Raw genomic sequence first — 16,780 nt, forward strand, 5'->3', positions numbered from 1 at the left:
CTGACACATTTGCCTGATGCGACGCTGGCGCGGCTTATCTGGCCTGAGTTCGAGCGGGCACAAATGCAAAAAAGCCTGCTCGTTGAGCAGGCTTTTCGAATTTGGTCGGTGATAGAGGATTACTCGCCACTTCGTGGCTTGCCCTGCGGGCCGTTGCTGGCGCAACGTTCTCTCGCTTCGCTTGAGTCGAACCTTTCTGCCCCCGGAGGTTCTCATCCTCTTCAAACCGCAGAAAGCAAAAAACCAGCCCGTAGGCTGGTTTTTCTAAATTGGTCGGTGATAGAGGATTCGAACCTCCGACCCCTTCGTCCCGAACGAAGTGCGCTACCAGGCTGCGCCAATCACCGAATGCGGGGCGCATCTTACTGCGCAGATACGCCCTCGTCAATCCCTTAATAGCAAAATGCCTTTTGATCGGTGAGAAAGTCGGCAGACCATTTAGTTGGCCGCAACGTCCTTCGCCTGCGGGATATGACACCAGTTGTTGTTTTCGTTAATGCCACCGTCCGGTGAAGTATAACCAAGGCAGCCCATGATGGTATCGTACAGCTCTACATGGCGGCGCGGTACTTTCATTTCCGCTTCTTTTTTCAACTGTGCAAACGCCTGCGCGTTGGCCGGATTTTCCAGATATTTATCCGACATCCAGACCATCATCGGTACACGGAACTGTTCCGGCGGTGCATATTCGCGTGGTGTACCATGCAAGTGTTCGCGCTCGTTAATCGACTCACCGTGATCCGCCGCGTAGAAAATAATAGCTTTCTTATCGCGGAATTTGTCAATCACTGTGTCGATAAAATGATCAACGTAGGTTATAGAGTTATCGTATGAGTTAATCATCGGTGCTCGTGGACATTTACGATCAACTGCATAGCACTCTGGTTTCCACTGGGCAAACTGACGGGGATAACGCTGAGTATAGTTGTAGTGCGACCCTTTGGTATGCAGCACAATCAGATGCTTGCCTTCTGGCTTTTTCTCCAGAGAACGCTCGATTTCATTGACCAGCAACATATCGTCCACCGCTTTCCCGCGGTTACGTGGCTCAGCCGCAATTTGCTCACGATAGGCAATGTTGTCAGCCATGGTATTGCTGTAGAACCACATCTCGCTCTGCATGGCGTACAAATCCGAGCTAAAGCCTAACTGCTTGAGAACTGCGAATACGTTCTGCTCTTTGAGCGTACGTTGTGGGTTATCTTCCGTTCCGCCTTCGCGGACAAACATACAGCGTAGTGATAATTTAGTCGCGGTATCACAAGAATAACCACGGTACATCACCAGATTTTTCTCTTTTGCCAGCTTCGGCGTGGTATCACGCTCGTAGCCCAGCATCCCCATATGATCCCAACGCGTGGTTTCACCAATAATAAAAATTACATAGGTGTCGTCGAGATTTTGCGTCGGGGTATAAGTGAATTTTTTCGCCGGATTCATCAACGAACGATTATCTGAAGATTCATCCACCTGTGCCCAGGCGTACAGCCCCAACGCAGAAAGCCAGTTCGAAGGTAAATACGAGTTCGCCAGCACCCCACCATAACTTGGCATATCCACCCCAGCCATGCGGTCTGCACGCTTTTGAGCGACGTCCATCAGACGGATAGGTCCCCATACCAGTAGACCCGCCAGCAGCACGGTAAGCGCACTACGCCAACGTGTTTTCGGTGTACAAAGCTGACGCCAGAAGGTGTCTTGTGAGCGGTTCATCCAGATAAGTATCAACGGGATAATACTCACCAGTACAATCCATGCGATAAGCGACCAGCCAACTACTTCTTTCGACAAATCGATATCGGTAGTCATCACCGAAGCGACAATCCCATAGCCAATCATGACGTTCATAAATGTCATGTAGTAGCTGGCTCCGGCAGAGACCAGCACCAGCAACGAGGCCAACACTTTCCAGACTGTTCTGCCGAAGAGTGAAATTAAGCGTAAAAAGAAGAAGGTAGCCAGGACAGTACCGGCCAGTTCGATAACCGCCGATACACCATTAAGAAAAGTAAAATTGTGCGCATAACCATCGAACCGACGGAAATAGACTGCGCAATTCATAAACAGACCGATATAGACAGCGAGCAAAAAGCTTAGCTTTTGCTGCGTTATCGTTTTGATATATCTCATGCAAACAAACCCTGGAAAAACAGGTGATAACACCCTGCATAATAGCTTTTCAGGCCAGGCAGGGGAAAAGTGCGGAGGTTGTCAGATAAAGAAAATCTGCACACGCAGACAAGTAAACCACAGCAAAAGGAAAAAGTGTGGGGAAAGAGTGTACATGAAGCACAAATTTACAAAAATACAAGTATGAAAGGATACTTTTTGTAAATTGAACGCTTAAAAGGACCATTTAAATGGCACCCTTCAGAGCAAAAAAACTCAGGTTGTCTGCATCAGGTTGGCCATCTATAGCAATAAGCATTGAGCATTTTTACAGAAGGCCCGCCTCTTTAGTGAACATAGAAAGCGCAAGGGATCATTCGTACTCTACAGAAAAGTTGACCAATGCATTTGCAATGCCGGATGTTGCGTTAGCATTCACCACCACATAACTCGCGGCGTAATCAAGCTGTGATGTAGCACCAGTCACGGGCCACTCAATCTCTGCCCCACCAGCCACCTTCGGAATTTGTTGTGTACCCTTACCATCAACAATTTTGAGGGCAACGCCCGCCGCGCCTCCAGGATCAAGGGCAAAAAGGGAAGAGTCACTCGCATCGGGAAGCCCATCCATTGTGACTTTAGCCTTCGCGGTGCCATCGCAATCTTTTAAACTGATCGCGAAATTGCGTTCTTTTAAAACCTGTCCAACCGAGATTGGCTTTGTCAGTGTCATTTTCCCCATATCAACTTCCAGATCAGATGACTCAAACTCACATCCTTTTGCCACAACAGCAAGAGAAAATGTCAGCTTTCCTACTTCACCCAAGCTGGTTTTAGCTTCTACATTGATACAGCTTGTCAGGGCTAAAAGCGGTAATAAAACGAGTAATATATTCCTTCGCATTGCTATTACTCCATATCCAGAAAAATCGTCGCAACACCACTGTATTGTCCAGTCGCAGGAGCATTTCCTGTCGTGCTAATGGGTTCCGCTTTTAACTTAATTGTCGCTGCGCGATGCTGTTGGGAATCATTCTGACCCAGAGTTAAGTTTGTACTGCTATTTGCATCATTAGGTTTCAGGATATTACCGTTTGGATCTTTCACCAATACACCAATATCTGGGTTCCCCATATCGATGGCCCGAGAATCTGCCAGGTTTGATGAGCCTTCAATCCTTAGAGAAACCTGGATTCCATTAGCAATATTCTCACAATCAAACTGGAGATCAATTTCTTTCTCCGTTCCACCGTCCGGCATAGCACCTCGTTTATTTCTAAATGCGGAGGGTGAAAATTCACCAAAGGGGACATCCAGCACAGTTCCCGCATTAATTTTACAACCTTGTGAGAAACGTAATTTCCCTGCAATACTGACGGTAGAAAGTGGGTCCCTATAGGTGTTTTTCTTCTTTGATGCATATAATGTTGCAATTTGTGTATAGGGTATTTCAACTTCACCCTGAACAGGTTTTGCAATATAAAAAGACAAATAACCACTACTACCAAACTGACCTAAATTTTTTCCCACACAATCTTGAGATGAGTTATTTAAATTAGGAACCTGCGTATTATTCCCTGGCACACGAAATAACATATTTGGCCCTTGAATCATTGTCATCACTTCCAGCTCTTCGGTTAACAGGTAGTATTGCTCACTGTTTATTTTTCGCGTTGCCTTAGATAAATTACTCTCGGCTTTAATTAGTGTATCTTTTTCCGTCTTATAAGTATCAGGGCACTCACAAATAAAACTAAAAGGCTGCCCAACACCAGCCCATGAGTAAAGTAATTTTAATTCAGTGCCCGCTTTATTTTTACTGGCATCCATAATATCAATATCAAAATTGACCGGGTAATCATGAACACCTGAAGTCGATGTACATGGTCCCCAATCAGCAGCCATCGCATTAAAAGCTGAAAACATCATAATTGCTGAAAATAATAGCTTTAATAGCTTCATCATCTTATCCCTCCCTGGTTACTGGCAGTTTGCTGTAACAGAAATAATCCTGGAAATTTTTTGCTCAATTGGTAGGGTATATTTTGCAACACATTGCTGAGAAGCTGCTTTACCCCACACAACCTTCACTTGCCCCTCTTCAGGCATCCCGCTGATGTATAACTGTCCCTCTTCACCGACAATACTACCAGGTTGCTCACTCTTGTCTGACACCAGTGTTGCCGTTGCACCAAAAGGTACATTCATGCCATTTTTCCGTGTTAGAGCCATCAGAACGCGATATCCCACACGGGTATCGAAACGCGCCCGCACTACAGCACCGCGCGTTGGCACTACCGTCTGGAATGCGTTACTGATATCCACACTGTCACTCAGCGTTTCACTGCGTATAGATACATCATTCTCACGATAGATACTCAGATAAGGCACTATCGCATTTCCTTGCCAGTCGATACTCACGCCGCTGCTATTTAATACTTTAGCCCCCCTACCACCAGGTGCTGAAACGATGCCAATTGTTTCACCTAGTGGTTGAGAAAGCGTGACCCCTTCACTGTGTGCCACCAGACCACCACGAAGGCTGTAGTTAACCTGCTGATAATCTTTGCCATAGCTATAACCCAGGCTGATATTCCCGGCGCCGCCCTGGTAGCCCAGGCTGGCATTACCGCTATTACCAACACCATTACTTGAATACCCTTCCTGAATATTGTAATTAAGGTTGTGATCTTCCAGAAGTGTGCCGCTTACGCCTAATTGCTGCGTGGTTCGACCATCCTGATCAGTGGTAACGCGGTAGTTACTCCATGCGCGACCCAACGGAATCGAAATATTAAACGACCACAGCTGATCGTTCTCATCCCATTCAGGACTCTTATTCCAACTGTAAGCAATACTGTAATTTACGCGACCAATACGACCATTGTACCCTGTCGATAGGGAAAGGCGCTTACCATTATCGTTCCAGTAATCCTGTTGAGTCATGTTGAAATACACCGACCCATAGGTCCCCAATTGCTGTGTCAGGTTACCCTGAATTTCACTACGTTTATGGTAACGGCTGTAATCACTATCGGCACCGCTACGCACATCCGTTGCCTCCTGGAAAGTATAAAATCCACTTGTTGAATATTTATAACCTAACAGACGGAAATCAGTACCACTGGCAAAACTTTTTGAGTAAAGGAAACGATAAGATTGTCCTTGATCGGTCGAGTCATCTTGTAATGTGCTTTTTGCCTGCGTGATATCTACTGATATAGCCCCAATAGAACCAAAGTTTTTCCCCAGCCCCAACGCAAAAGCATTATATTCTTCAGAGATCAATGCTCCGCCATAAGCCGTCATGCCAAACGGTAAACCATACATGGTATTAAACTGCCCAAAATGTGGGCGGTCACTGTTATAATTACCTGCGCGATATTCCCCGGCAGCGAGACTATATTTTAGATGTCCTTCACGCTGGAAAATAGCGACAGAAGAGAATGGTTGAATAAATCGTTGTTCGCTACCATCGGCTTCTTTAATAATAACCGTTAAATCACCGCTGTTGGCTGTAGGATAGAGATCATTTATTTCGAATGCACCGGGCTGAACAAATGTTCGGTAAATGACATAACCATTTTGTTCAATACTAACTTCCGCGTTACTTTTCGCAATACCACGCACTACAGGGGCAAATCCCCGTTGACTGTCTGGCAGCATTTCATCATCGGATGCCAGTAACGCCCCCCTCATCTGCACACTATCAAAAATATCCGAGGGTGTGGCTGTATCGCCTAATGTAATTTGTGCTTTCAGTGGAACAATCGACCGCGTTAAATAAGTGCCAATATTATCCCAGTTCTTTTCACCGCCACTGTAGCTCCAGTTACTGTAATTACGCAGACGCCACGCGCCAAGGTTCAAACCACTTCGCAGGCTCAGATAGTAGCTCTCGCTCGTTTGACTACTCTCATTATCATCCTGTCGATGATTTCCATTTTCATCAACGTAGCTGCGATAGTCTTTTACATCATACGAATTGTTGCTACCGCTGAAGCTGTAATCAAGTAATAGGGCTGGAACGCCATCATCCCAACGGGATTCTGGTACAGTACCACGCGCAACCTGGTGCATTGCCGCTTGCGGAAAACTCATTACCAGCTTTTGCTCATTAAAATCAAAATGACTGGTTGCATGAGGAATAATTTCATCAAATGCCATACAGGCTTCTGCTGGCATAAGATTCAGTGCAGGAAAACTATCTACACGCACACCCATATCCGCTAACTGCGTCCGGCTCAAGCAAGGTATAAGGGATTCACCCATAATTTTACGTTGAGATTCAGTTGCCGCCTTAAATTCAAGGGTACGTGTTTCCATTTTTTGTTCATTCACAAAAACAGTAACACGGTATGTACCAGGCAATTGTGCACCACGGTCAGACTCGTACATAGAGAGATCAACATGCTGGCTAACTCCAGCAGTGTCTTCCAAAAAACGCGGGTTAAACTTACCAGCCATCGCAGAAAACGTACTGGCAACCGTAAGCGCCAGCACAGAAACAGAGAAGGGCAGAGAGTAATATGTACGCGAGACAGCCTGCCGTGACATTAAAAAGATTCCCCTGAAAATATTAACGAATATCTCGGATCAACAGTTCACCTGATGATCCAAAATCATTAATGGTGTTATATTTTATTTGAGACACCACATTTACTCCGGCGGGTAAATTAATATTCAATGAACCTTTTGCAGGCACCATGCCGGATTTTTCAATTTCGTGGCCATTAACAAAAAACTGGTTAAATGTAAGATTATAAACGGATGGATTATCTACTTTTATTTGATTACCGTTTCGTGTAAAACGCATCTCACCGGGTGCAGATTTAATATCTCCCTTTAGTCCTTCCGGGCGATAAAAAAGTTTTATACGTGTACGCACTGCAATTTGCAGCACATTTTTACCTTCACTATCATCACTTTTTGAGGGAATCGCTTTAACATTGACCCAGTAAACTGATTCACGGTCCTGAGGTAATGATGGATTAACATTTACAATACGAAGGATATTGTTTTTTTCAGGATCGAGTTTAAATAATGGTGGAGTAATGATAAAAGGTGTTTTTTTGTTGCCAGCAACATCATCAACCCATGACTGGATAAGGAATTCTTCATTTTTGCTTTTATTTTGTACTGTCAGAGAGGCTTCTTTCTTGCTGCCGTCATAAATCACGCGGGTAGAACTTAATGCAACCCCACTCGCCAGAGAAGTCTGGGAGATTAACGTAGAAACAGCCAACGCAATAATTTTGCTTTTCATCATTCTATCCATGAATTATTGACCATGTATGGCGGGGATAATCCACCACCATACATGAAAGCTGACGATTACTCGTAGGACAGGTCGAAATCAACCTGAGCGTTGCCGTAACCAGTACTAACTGTTGCCAGAGTAGAAACGTAGTTTGCAGTGAAGTAGAGAACTGTCTGGCCTTTTTTCAGATTAGCAGTAGTATTTCCGGTATTCATTGGAACCAGAGTATTACTGTTGTCATAAATACCAATACCGACGCCTTTTGCTGCACCAGATTCAGTACTTACAGAAATTAACTCAGGTTTGTCCGCATCGCCCACACCGCTGAAACCAACTTTCACCTTTTTCAGCGTAGTGATATCGCAATCTTCCAGTTTAATTTCAAAAGATTTAGATGGAGATTTATCGCCTATTGCTTTAAACACAGATTTTTGAACCTGTCCCAGAACAACTTCCTGGTTCTGAGAATCAACAGACAGTACACAAGCTGCGTCTACAATTTCACCAGTAAATTTAACGGTACCATCACCAGAATCAGCAGCGAAGACTGAACCAGAAGTTAATGCCAGTGCGGACAAGGCAAAAATAACCTTTTTCATGAAAAACTCCATTTATAAAAATCACAGTAAATGCAAACATTGATGATTCAAAAAACATCAATTTTGAAGGCGGGATTATACGAATAAATGTGGAAAAGAAAATTAAATATATAAAAATATTAATAGTAAGGCATTTTATGAATTGTGATTATAATCATATAGTTATGCTTTAGCATAAAAAGTCATTTTGTTTTTTTAGGAATATATTAATGCAAAATACCAATATAATTTCATGGGAATATTCATACAAACAATATTATAGAGACTATTAATTTATTTCGATACGTTCATATGCAAAAAAAAAGAGGGGATAGTCACCCCTCTTCATTCATCAATAGTGTCATTTATTTATATGTGAGCCTCATACAACACCTTCTGCCCTGGCTGGCGAATGGTCGTTGAAAGCGCCAGCGAAAGAATCAGCAAGGCGAAAATGACGTAGAAGGTTACATAGAAGCCGCCAAACAGTGAGGCGATAATCGAGCCGCAAATACTACCGATACCAAACCCGAGGTAAATCACACCGTAGTTTTTCGCCAGGTTATTAAGCCCGAAGAACTCACTAACCAGTGACGGGAAGACGGTAATGGTGCCACCGAAGTTAAAGGCCACACAGGCAATCGCCGCAAAGAATGTCAGCGCATTGAGTGGAGCAAACAACAGCGCTGCCATACCCACCAGCGAAATCACCTGACCAATGGTGATGACACGAATACGGGCAATTTTGTCAGACAGAATGCCCAGCACCAGACGACCAGAAAGGTTAGCAATAGAAATAACCGTCACTGCGTTAGCTGCTGATACTGCATCAAGATGCGCCAGGCTCTGGGCGATATCTTTCGCCACACCAATGACATACAAACCGCTCATACAGGCAGTCAGGAACATCACCGCCAGCATCCAGTATTGCGGTTTACGCATCGACTCTGCCAGAGTGAAATCATTTTCCACCACGCCATTATGGGTTTTGACTTCCTGCTTCGGCGCGTCTTTCATTAAGGTTGCGCCAAAGACAATCATCACCAGCACAATCGCGCCCCAAATCAGAAAGGTTTTTTCCAGACCGACCGTCTCCAGCAGATGCGAGTCGATAAATTTGAATCCCAGGCTACCCAAACCATAGGAACCAATGGCGAACGCGGAGATCAAACCTTTACGCTCCGGGAACCACTTCACGCAGTTAGAGAGCGTCAGCAGGTAACCCGCGCCATCTGCCAGACCGACCAGCACACCAGCGCTCAACCACAGCATCATCAGACTGTTGGAATGCGCGGTAAGGAAGAAACCCAGCCCCAGTAAAATGCCGGACGCCATAGTGACGCGTTTTACGCCAAAACGTTCCTGCAACTTACCAGCCACAGAAGATGAGATAGCCAGTCCCAGACTCAACAGGCCAAAGGAGAAAGCGACCTGGCTTATCGGAGCATCCAGCTTGGCGGAAAGCGCGCCGTTAAACAGGCTCCAGGTATAAACCGAACCCAATGCAAACTGGGTAATGATAGTACCAATGAGTGTCAGCCAGCGGGTACGCTGATAGTTTGAAGGTGTCATGGCAGTATTCCTGCATTAATAAAAAGGAAAATTCTCTGCTGACAACCATAACGAAGTGCATTTTATGCCAGGGGGAAAACGGCATGAAATGCCATCAGAACGGAATGAAATGCCTCAGTTCAGGAATGAATGACGTGACAAACATTCACAACAATAATTATTAAGTCAGTTAGCACCCACTATCAATACAATGATTGTTATAACCGATCCCGCATTGTAAAAAACAAGTTAAAACCTGGCACTAACCCCCATGGTATACAAATAATCACTATCATTGGCGCTATTCTCTGCCTGGGATAACGCAGCATAAGCGGCAATATTTTGGTTAAGCAACATATCGGCGCCTACGGTCACATCAAGCCAGTTGCCGTTCTGATTTGTCGCCGTCATGCGACTCAGGCCTGATTGAGCCTTCCAGATATTTTCACCAAATTGCTGGTTGTAGCTGATTTGCGCCCAGGGGCGGAAATCGCCAAGTCGGGAATCAACACGCCAGCCCAACGTACTGACGCTGGCATGCCATAACGGATCGGTCAGTGTTGCAGTGCTGTCGCCAAACTCGTTATACATCGAAGTGGTCGTTCCGTCGTAATGCAATGCGGCGACCGGGCCTGTTGTAACGTGTTCATATAAAGGGAAGTTCCAGCCCATACTCATGCTGCTGGTTACATCCGCGGGAGTTTCTTCCGCCAGATTAACTTCCAGTCCCAGCGCCCTTTGGCTACTTTGAATACGTTGCGACAAAATATCGTTGTAATCAGGTTGGTGATCACTATCCCAGGTATAACGCTCTGTGGTATGTCCTGGCTGCGTATCAACGATATATTCTTGTTGCCAGGCGTAAGCTGTGTTGAGAAAAAAAGAACTGATTACCACGCTCGCCAGCAGACTTAGGGGCCAGCGACCACCGCATTTTTTTATGATCATTAACACGACTCCAGGGAAGAGCCGAATTCGGCATTATTATTGTCATTGTATGAAGGATATCAGGCATATTAGTCCTGTATTAAATATTGACTTTTTCGCCGGTGCGTCAAGAAAAGCAGGTGAAATTTTTACGAACAGGTGCATAGAGAGGGAAAGTATGGAACGTTGCGGCTGGGTGAGTCAGGACCCGCTTTATATTGCCTACCACGATGAAGAGTGGGGCGTGCCTGAAACTGACAGTAAAAAACTGTTCGAAATGATCTGCCTTGAAGGGCAACAAGCTGGGCTGTCCTGGATTACCGTCCTCAAAAAACGTGAAAATTATCGCGCCTGTTTTCATCAATTCGATCCCGTGAAGGTCGCTGCAATGCAGGAAGAGGATGTTGAAAGGCTGGTGCAGGACGCCGGAATTATCCGCCATCGCGGGAAAATCCAGGCCATTATTGGCAATGCGCGCGCATACCTGCAAATGGAACAGAACGGCGAACCATTTGCCGACTTTGTCTGGTCGTTCGTAAATCATCAGCCGCAGGTGACACAAGCCACAACGTTGAGTGAAATCCCCACATCAACGCCCGCCTCCGACGCGCTTTCTAAAGCATTGAAAAAACGCGGTTTTAAATTCGTTGGATCAACGATTTGTTACTCCTTTATGCAGGCATGTGGGCTGGTGAATGATCATGTGGTTGGCTGCTGTTGCCATCCGGGGAATAAAGCATGATTAAACAAGCACAACGTTCGGAACTGCCCGCAATCCTTGAACTGTGGCTGGAAAGTACAACCTGGGGACATCCCTTTATAGAAGAAAGTTACTGGCGTGACTGCATTCCGCTGGTGCGTGATGCATATCTTGCCAACGCGCAAAACTGGGTATGGGAAGAAAACGGTGAATTTCTCGGTTTTGCCAGCATTATGGAAGGGCGGTTTCTGGCAGCAATGTTTGTCGCACCGAAGGCTGTCAGACGCGGTATCGGTAAGGCTTTGATGCAACATATGCAACAGCGCCATCCTCATTTATTGCTGGAGGTTTACCAGAAAAACCAGCCAGCAATAAGTTTTTACCATGCGCAGGGTTTTCAAATTGTCGACTGCGCATGGCAGGAGGAAACCCAACTCCCTACCTGGATTATGGATTGGCAGGCGGATCAAACGCTGTAAGTTTAAGTTCAGGCCCCGTGTATTTTTCCAGCCACGCCAGCGCCGTGTTACCCGCACAACCATTACCCAGCCGCGAGCTTGGGAAGTCTTTGGTCAGCACATTCACCGCGCCATTTTTACAAATGCCGCCAGCAGTAAAATCCAGATCTGGCCATGCCCCTTCGTGAATGCAAATCACACCAGGCCTGATGCCTTCACTAATCACCGCTCCGGCAAGAATTTGCCCGCGCGAGTTCCACAACCGAACAGTATCGCCATCTTGTATGCCGCGTGCCTTTGCATCGTCAGGATGAATGGTGACAGGCTCACGGTTTGCCACCGCATACAATTCGCGAAGTGAACTGTAATTCAACTGACTGTGCAGGCGATGCGCCGGATGGGCTGAAAGTACCTGCAACTGCTCTGCTTCGGCGTTGCCCCACCACTCATCGGGTTCCAGCCACATCGGATGGCCTGGACAATCCCGATAACCGTAATCCGCAATGCGCTGCGAGAAGATCTCAATCTTACCACTGGTCGTCTTTAATGGGTGTGCCTGCGGGTCGCGGCGAAAATCCGCGAAACGGATAAACCGCTCGCTGTCTGGATTTTCTGGCATCTCAATTAACTGATTGGCTTCCCAGAACTCGTCAAACGGCGGTATTTCAACCTGCTGATTTTCTCCACGCTGCCGCGCAACGTTATAGAACGTTTCCAGCCATTGCAGCTCACTCTTCCCTTCCGTAAACCGGGCATAGCCGCCCTTCTCCCAGCGCTCACTTAACTCAGCAAAAACATCAAAATCATTACGCGCTTCACCACGCGGTGGCACCACTTGCTTCATCGGCACCAGATGTTGATTGCTGTAATCGCCGGTCATAGTGAGATCGTTACGCTCAAACGACGTGGTCGCGGGGAGAACGATATCGGCATGTTTCGCCGCCGCCGTCCAGAAACATTCCGATATCACCACCAGCTCCGGTTTTTGCCAGGCGCGAATCAGACGATGAGTATCCTGATGATGGGTGAAGTTAGCGCCGCCCGCCCACCAGATAAAACGAATATCCGGGAAATGTCGGTTCATGCCGTTGTGTTGATACGCGCCGCCAGGGTTTTCTAATGCTTCGACAATGCGGGCTACGGGGATTTTATCTACCGCATCGGTGCCACCCGGCAAACTGCCCTGCATGGAAGGCAGCACCGCAGCGCGGCGGGTCGGGTTGCCGCCATTAGCAAAATGGTAAGAAAGACCAAAACCGCCACCGGGCGTGCCGATTTGCCCTAACATTGCCGCCAGCGTGACTATCATCCAGTGTTTTTGCTCACCAAACTGCTGGCGCTGCATTCCCCACCCAGCCATCAGCATAGTGGTATTTTGGTGGAAAATAGCTGCCAGCTCGCGGATTTTCTCTGCGCCAACACCGCAAATCTCCGCGGCCCATTCGGCATTTTTTGCAATGCCATCACCCTCGCCCAACAAATAAGAGGCGAAGACGTCATAACCTGTGGTGCAACGCGCCAGAAATGCCTCGTCGTGCCAGCCATTTTCCACCAGCGTGTGAGCTATCCCCAGCATCAGCGCCACATCAGTCCCCATATGCGGAGAGACCCATTCCATTTTATCGCCAAAGAAATCGACGGTTTCCGATCGCATTGGATCAATGCAGATCAGCTTTTTCCCGCTGTCACGCAGTACGGCAAAGTAAGAAAGTCCCTGCTCATCGGACGCATTCCACGCAATTTTCAGCGTGTTTAATGGGTTAGCACTCCACAGCACCACCACGTCGCTATTTTCCAGCACCAGAGGCCAGCTAGTCTGCTGCTGATAGACTTCGCTGCCCCCCACGACATACGGCATGATCGCCTGTGCCGCGCCGGTTGAATAATCGCCCAGATGGCCGGTATAACCGCCTGCCAGCGCCATATAGCGTTGTAACAAGGTTGACGCTTTATGCAGCACACCGTTTGAACGCCAACCGTAGGAACCGGCAAAAATCGATGCCGGACCATAAGCCTCACGAATGCGTTTATGCTGATGGTGAATGAGATCCAGCGCCTCATCCCAACTCACACGAACAAATTCATCCTGCCCGCGAACGCCTTGTGGTTTTTCTGGCGATGCGAGGAAACCTTTGCGCACCATCGGAAATTGCACTCGCGTGTTGCTATGAACCTGGTCACGAACCGCGCTCTGCAAGGAATTTTCCATTTCTGTGGCTAACGCACCACGCGAGCTGAAGACTGTTTCACCGTCGGTTTCAACCAACATGGGCCCCCAGTGGGCGGCAGTAAGAACGGAATAACGTGAGGATGAGATGGCCAAACCGAAGGCTCCTGAAAGGTTAGATGTATTGAGCAGTTAAATATTACTTACAAATTTCCGAGTATTCCCAGGAATAATCTTCATGTTCACACGGCATAATCTCCCGCCACGAAACCCGTGACCAAGAATAAAAAGGTTATTAAGGATTAACAATGAAGAAACGTGTTTATCTTATTGCTGCCGTAGTCAGCGGCGCTCTGGCGGTATCTGGTTGTACAACTAACCCTTACACCGGCGAACGCGAAGCAGGTAAATCGGCTATCGGTGCAGGTCTGGGCTCTCTCGTTGGCGCGGGTATTGGCGCTCTCTCTTCTTCGAAGAAAGATCGCGGTAAAGGTGCGCTGATTGGCGCAGCGGCAGGTGCGGCACTGGGTGGCGGTGTGGGCTATTACATGGATGTGCAGGAAGCGAAACTGCGTGACAAAATGCGCGGCACAGGCGTTAGCGTAACCCGCAGCGGAGATAACATTATCCTCAACATGCCGAACAACGTGACCTTTGACAGCAGCAGCGCCACCCTGAAACCAGCAGGTGCTAACACCCTGACCGGCGTTGCAATGGTGCTGAAAGAGTATCCAAAAACGGCGGTTAACGTGATTGGCTACACCGACAGCACTGGTGGTCACGACCTGAATATGCGTCTGTCCCAGCAGCGTGCTGATTCCGTTGCCAGCGCATTGATCACCCAGGGCGTGGACGCCAGCCGTATTCGTACCCAAGGTCTTGGCCCGGCTAACCCAATCGCCAGCAACAGCACCGCAGAAGGCAAAGCCCAAAACCGTCGCGTAGAAATTACGTTAAGCCCGCTGTAATCACTGTCATGCCAGGTGACGAAGAAATCACCTGGCATTCTTCGGTTTTCCTGCTTCATTTTTCAGGCTAAGGTGATCGCCTTATCAGTGAATGGAGAGAAGAATGAAGCCGTCCGTTATCCTCTACAAAGCCTTACCTGATGATTTACTGCAACGCCTGCAAGAGCATTTCATCGTTCACCAGGTGGCAAATCTCAATCCACAGACCATCGAACAAAACGCGGCGATTTTTGCCGAAGCTGAAGGTCTACTGGGTTCAAATGAGAATGTTGATGCCACGTTGCTGGAAAAGATGCCGAAACTGCGTGCCACTTCAACTATCTCTGTCGGCTATGACAATTTCGATGTCGATGCGCTTAATGCCCGGAAAATCCTGCTGATGCATACGCCAACCGTATTAACGGAAACAGTAGCCGATACGCTGATGGCGCTGGTGCTGTGTACCGCGCGTCGGGTTGTGGAAGTCGTGGAGCGCGTAAAAGCGGGCGAATGGACCGCCAATATCGGCCCGGACTGGTACGGCACTGATGTTCACCATAAAACACTGGGGATTGTCGGGATGGGACGGATCGGAATGGCGCTGGCGCAACGTGCGCACTTTGGCTTCAACATGCCAATTCTTTATAACGCTCGTCGCCATCATAAAGAAGCTGAAGAACGCTTTAACGCCCGCTACTGTGATCTGGATACATTGTTACAAGAATCAGATTTCGTTTGCCTGATCCTGCCGCTAACTGAAGAAACTCATCACCTGTTTGGCGCTGAACAATTCGCCAAAATGAAATCTTCCGCCATCTTCATTAATGCAGGGCGTGGGCCGGTAGTTGACGAAAATGCACTGATTGCCGCATTACAGAAAGGGGAAATTCACGCCGCCGGGCTGGATGTCTTCGAACAAGAGCCATTGCCCGTAGATTCACCGTTGCTATCAATGACCAATGTCGTTGCAGTACCGCATATTGGTTCGGCCACTCATGAGACGCGTTATGGCATGGCTGCCTGTGCCGTGGATAATTTGATTAATGCGTTGCTGGGGAAGGTTGAGAAGAACTGTGTGAATCCGCACGTCGCGGGCTAAGCCGCGACTGCGTAGATAAAAGCCCGATAACTTCTCGGGCTTTTACCGTTTATTGGGTTGCAGTTACTGCTGCGGTCCAGGCCTGATTAAACGCCTGATGCTGTGCCGGTAATGGCGCGATCAGTTTGTTATATTCACTTGCCTGCTGGGAAGTCGGGAACTGAATGCCGTTCGATACAAAGCTCACCTGAGTACCTTGCTGAGCAATGTAGTCTCCAACCATCACCAGTTGTTGCGTGAAGGTTTGTGCCGCTGGAATCAGCGGTTGCAAGGCATCGGCCGGAGTAGTCACCACTTTAGTGAATGCCTGATCAAAGACCGGTTTCAGATCGTCAGCTTGTTTTAGCGCAGAGTGCGCGGCATCTGCCTGCAACTTCGCATTTTGCAATTGTTGCGCCAGTACGCCCAGAGAACCGTTCATTTCACGCAGTGGACCACTTTGCGTGACGTAATCCTGCGGTACACGAATCGCGTTAACGCTGTCTACAACCGGACGCAGACCGGAATCCATCGCCTGATTAACCTGTTGGGAATAGCCATACAGGATCGCGTAATCAGAGACAAAAGGACCAAATTGTTTTTTCTGATCGGCAGTCAGGGTTGGTAGACGTTCACCGCTACGCATCACAGTATTCTGCAGGAAGTCGATAAACGCTTTACGCTGATCGCCTTCTTTATCAAAACACCCACTCAGGCTAACTACCATTAATAACGCCGCAAGAGGCGCAAACCAGCGAGAGCAGGACTTTCCTGTCGCCATTTTCTTACTCCTTTCACCCAAAAAAAGCGCACAACGACACACGCGTGTCTGACGCAGACAAGGATAGTCCAGGACAGGCCTACAGGATACCCTTTATGTATAATCTTCCTGGGAAAATGATGGAGAAAATGAAGTAAGGTTAATTTGTTGTTTCATTGTTAAAAATTGATATTGCCATTGTGTTTTTGTTGCCAGGACTTTCCTTCTCGTTGGGAGGCCAGATT

At 47.5% G+C, this 16,780-nt stretch carries 14 protein-coding genes, 1 tRNA gene and 1 other RNA gene; 4 read left to right on the forward strand and 12 right to left on the reverse strand.

Annotated elements, in window-relative coordinates; all coding sequences use genetic code 11:
* Nucleotides 1-102: 102 nt before the first annotated feature.
* From ESM_RS1000000126310 to ESM_RS0104970, 10 genes are all read right to left on the reverse strand, one after another.
* A non-coding RNA gene (locus ESM_RS1000000126310) (RtT sRNA) lies at nucleotides 103-237 on the reverse strand.
* Nucleotides 238-270: 33 nt separating this feature from the next.
* Nucleotides 271-347, reverse strand: a tRNA-Pro gene (locus ESM_RS0104930).
* A gap of 91 nt (nucleotides 348-438) precedes the next feature.
* Entirely contained in the window at nucleotides 439-2,130 is a 1,692-nt protein-coding gene (eptB, locus tag ESM_RS0104935) for a kdo(2)-lipid A phosphoethanolamine 7''-transferase (RefSeq protein ID WP_001269273.1), read from the reverse strand.
* A 352-nt stretch (nucleotides 2,131-2,482) separates the two neighbouring features.
* On the reverse strand, nucleotides 2,483-3,013 hold the full coding sequence (lpfE, locus tag ESM_RS0104940; protein WP_001253844.1) for a long polar fimbrial protein LpfE: 531 nt from the start codon (nucleotides 3,011-3,013) through the stop codon (nucleotides 2,483-2,485).
* 5 nt (nucleotides 3,014-3,018) lie between these two features.
* Nucleotides 3,019-4,074 carry a fimbrial protein gene (locus tag ESM_RS0104945; protein WP_000976988.1) on the reverse strand — a complete coding sequence of 352 codons (1,056 nt, stop codon included), beginning with the start codon at nucleotides 4,072-4,074 and terminating at the stop codon, nucleotides 3,019-3,021.
* Nucleotides 4,075-4,089: 15 nt separating this feature from the next.
* A complete protein-coding gene (gene lpfC, locus ESM_RS0104950) occupies nucleotides 4,090-6,666 on the reverse strand; it encodes an outer membrane usher protein LpfC (RefSeq protein ID WP_000089760.1) in 2,577 nt (858 codons plus the stop codon).
* Nucleotides 6,667-6,688: 22 nt separating this feature from the next.
* A complete protein-coding gene (gene lpfB, locus ESM_RS0104955; RefSeq protein WP_000836955.1) occupies nucleotides 6,689-7,375 on the reverse strand; it encodes a long polar fimbrial biogenesis chaperone LpfB in 687 nt (228 codons plus the stop codon).
* Nucleotides 7,376-7,443: 68 nt separating this feature from the next.
* Nucleotides 7,444-7,968, reverse strand: a complete 525-nt coding sequence (lpfA, locus tag ESM_RS0104960) for a long polar fimbrial major subunit LpfA (RefSeq protein WP_000755596.1) — start codon at nucleotides 7,966-7,968, stop codon at nucleotides 7,444-7,446.
* Between the two features lie 348 nt (nucleotides 7,969-8,316).
* The gene (locus ESM_RS0104965) at nucleotides 8,317-9,519 is read right to left on the reverse strand and encodes an L-lactate MFS transporter (protein ID WP_000189007.1); all 1,203 of its coding nucleotides are present in this window, start codon (nucleotides 9,517-9,519) and stop codon (nucleotides 8,317-8,319) included.
* Nucleotides 9,520-9,747: 228 nt separating this feature from the next.
* Nucleotides 9,748-10,446, reverse strand: a complete 699-nt coding sequence (locus tag ESM_RS0104970) for an autotransporter outer membrane beta-barrel domain-containing protein (RefSeq protein WP_000584410.1) — start codon at nucleotides 10,444-10,446, stop codon at nucleotides 9,748-9,750.
* Nucleotides 10,447-10,603: 157 nt separating this feature from the next.
* Here ESM_RS0104970 and tag point away from each other — a divergent pair, with 157 nt between their 5' ends.
* Together tag and ESM_RS0104980 are read left to right on the forward strand one after the other, a co-directional pair.
* Nucleotides 10,604-11,167 carry a DNA-3-methyladenine glycosylase I gene (gene tag, locus ESM_RS0104975; RefSeq protein ID WP_000438929.1) on the forward strand — a complete coding sequence of 188 codons (564 nt, stop codon included), beginning with the start codon at nucleotides 10,604-10,606 and terminating at the stop codon, nucleotides 11,165-11,167.
* Nucleotides 11,164-11,604 carry an N-acetyltransferase gene (locus tag ESM_RS0104980; protein ID WP_000595186.1) on the forward strand — a complete coding sequence of 147 codons (441 nt, stop codon included), beginning with the start codon at nucleotides 11,164-11,166 and terminating at the stop codon, nucleotides 11,602-11,604. The genes tag and ESM_RS0104980 overlap by 4 nt, the downstream gene beginning before the upstream one ends.
* Here the strand turns inward: ESM_RS0104980 and bisC are convergent.
* Nucleotides 11,573-13,906, reverse strand: coding sequence for a biotin sulfoxide reductase (gene bisC, locus ESM_RS0104985; protein ID WP_010376713.1), 2,334 nt, complete (start codon nucleotides 13,904-13,906; stop codon nucleotides 11,573-11,575). The two genes, ESM_RS0104980 and bisC, sit on opposite strands and share 32 nt — an antisense overlap.
* Before the next feature lie 152 nt (nucleotides 13,907-14,058).
* Between bisC and ESM_RS0104990 the strand changes: the two genes are divergently transcribed.
* Complete coding sequence (locus tag ESM_RS0104990; protein WP_000747625.1) at nucleotides 14,059-14,718, forward strand: OmpA family lipoprotein; 660 nt, start codon at nucleotides 14,059-14,061, stop codon at nucleotides 14,716-14,718.
* A gap of 103 nt (nucleotides 14,719-14,821) precedes the next feature.
* Entirely contained in the window at nucleotides 14,822-15,796 is a 975-nt protein-coding gene (gene ghrB, locus ESM_RS0104995) for a glyoxylate/hydroxypyruvate reductase GhrB (RefSeq protein ID WP_000804998.1), read from the forward strand.
* 49 nt (nucleotides 15,797-15,845) lie between these two features.
* On the opposite strand, the gene ESM_RS0105000 is transcribed toward ghrB, so the two are convergent.
* Nucleotides 15,846-16,556 (reverse strand): DUF3053 domain-containing protein, encoded by a 711-nt coding sequence (locus tag ESM_RS0105000; RefSeq protein WP_000190515.1) that lies wholly within the window; start codon nucleotides 16,554-16,556, stop codon nucleotides 15,846-15,848.
* Nucleotides 16,557-16,780 lie beyond the last annotated feature (224 nt).

Origin of the sequence: Escherichia sp. TW09308, from assembly GCF_000208565.1 — a bacterium.
GTDB classification, from domain to species: Bacteria; Pseudomonadota; Gammaproteobacteria; order Enterobacterales; family Enterobacteriaceae; genus Escherichia; species Escherichia marmotae.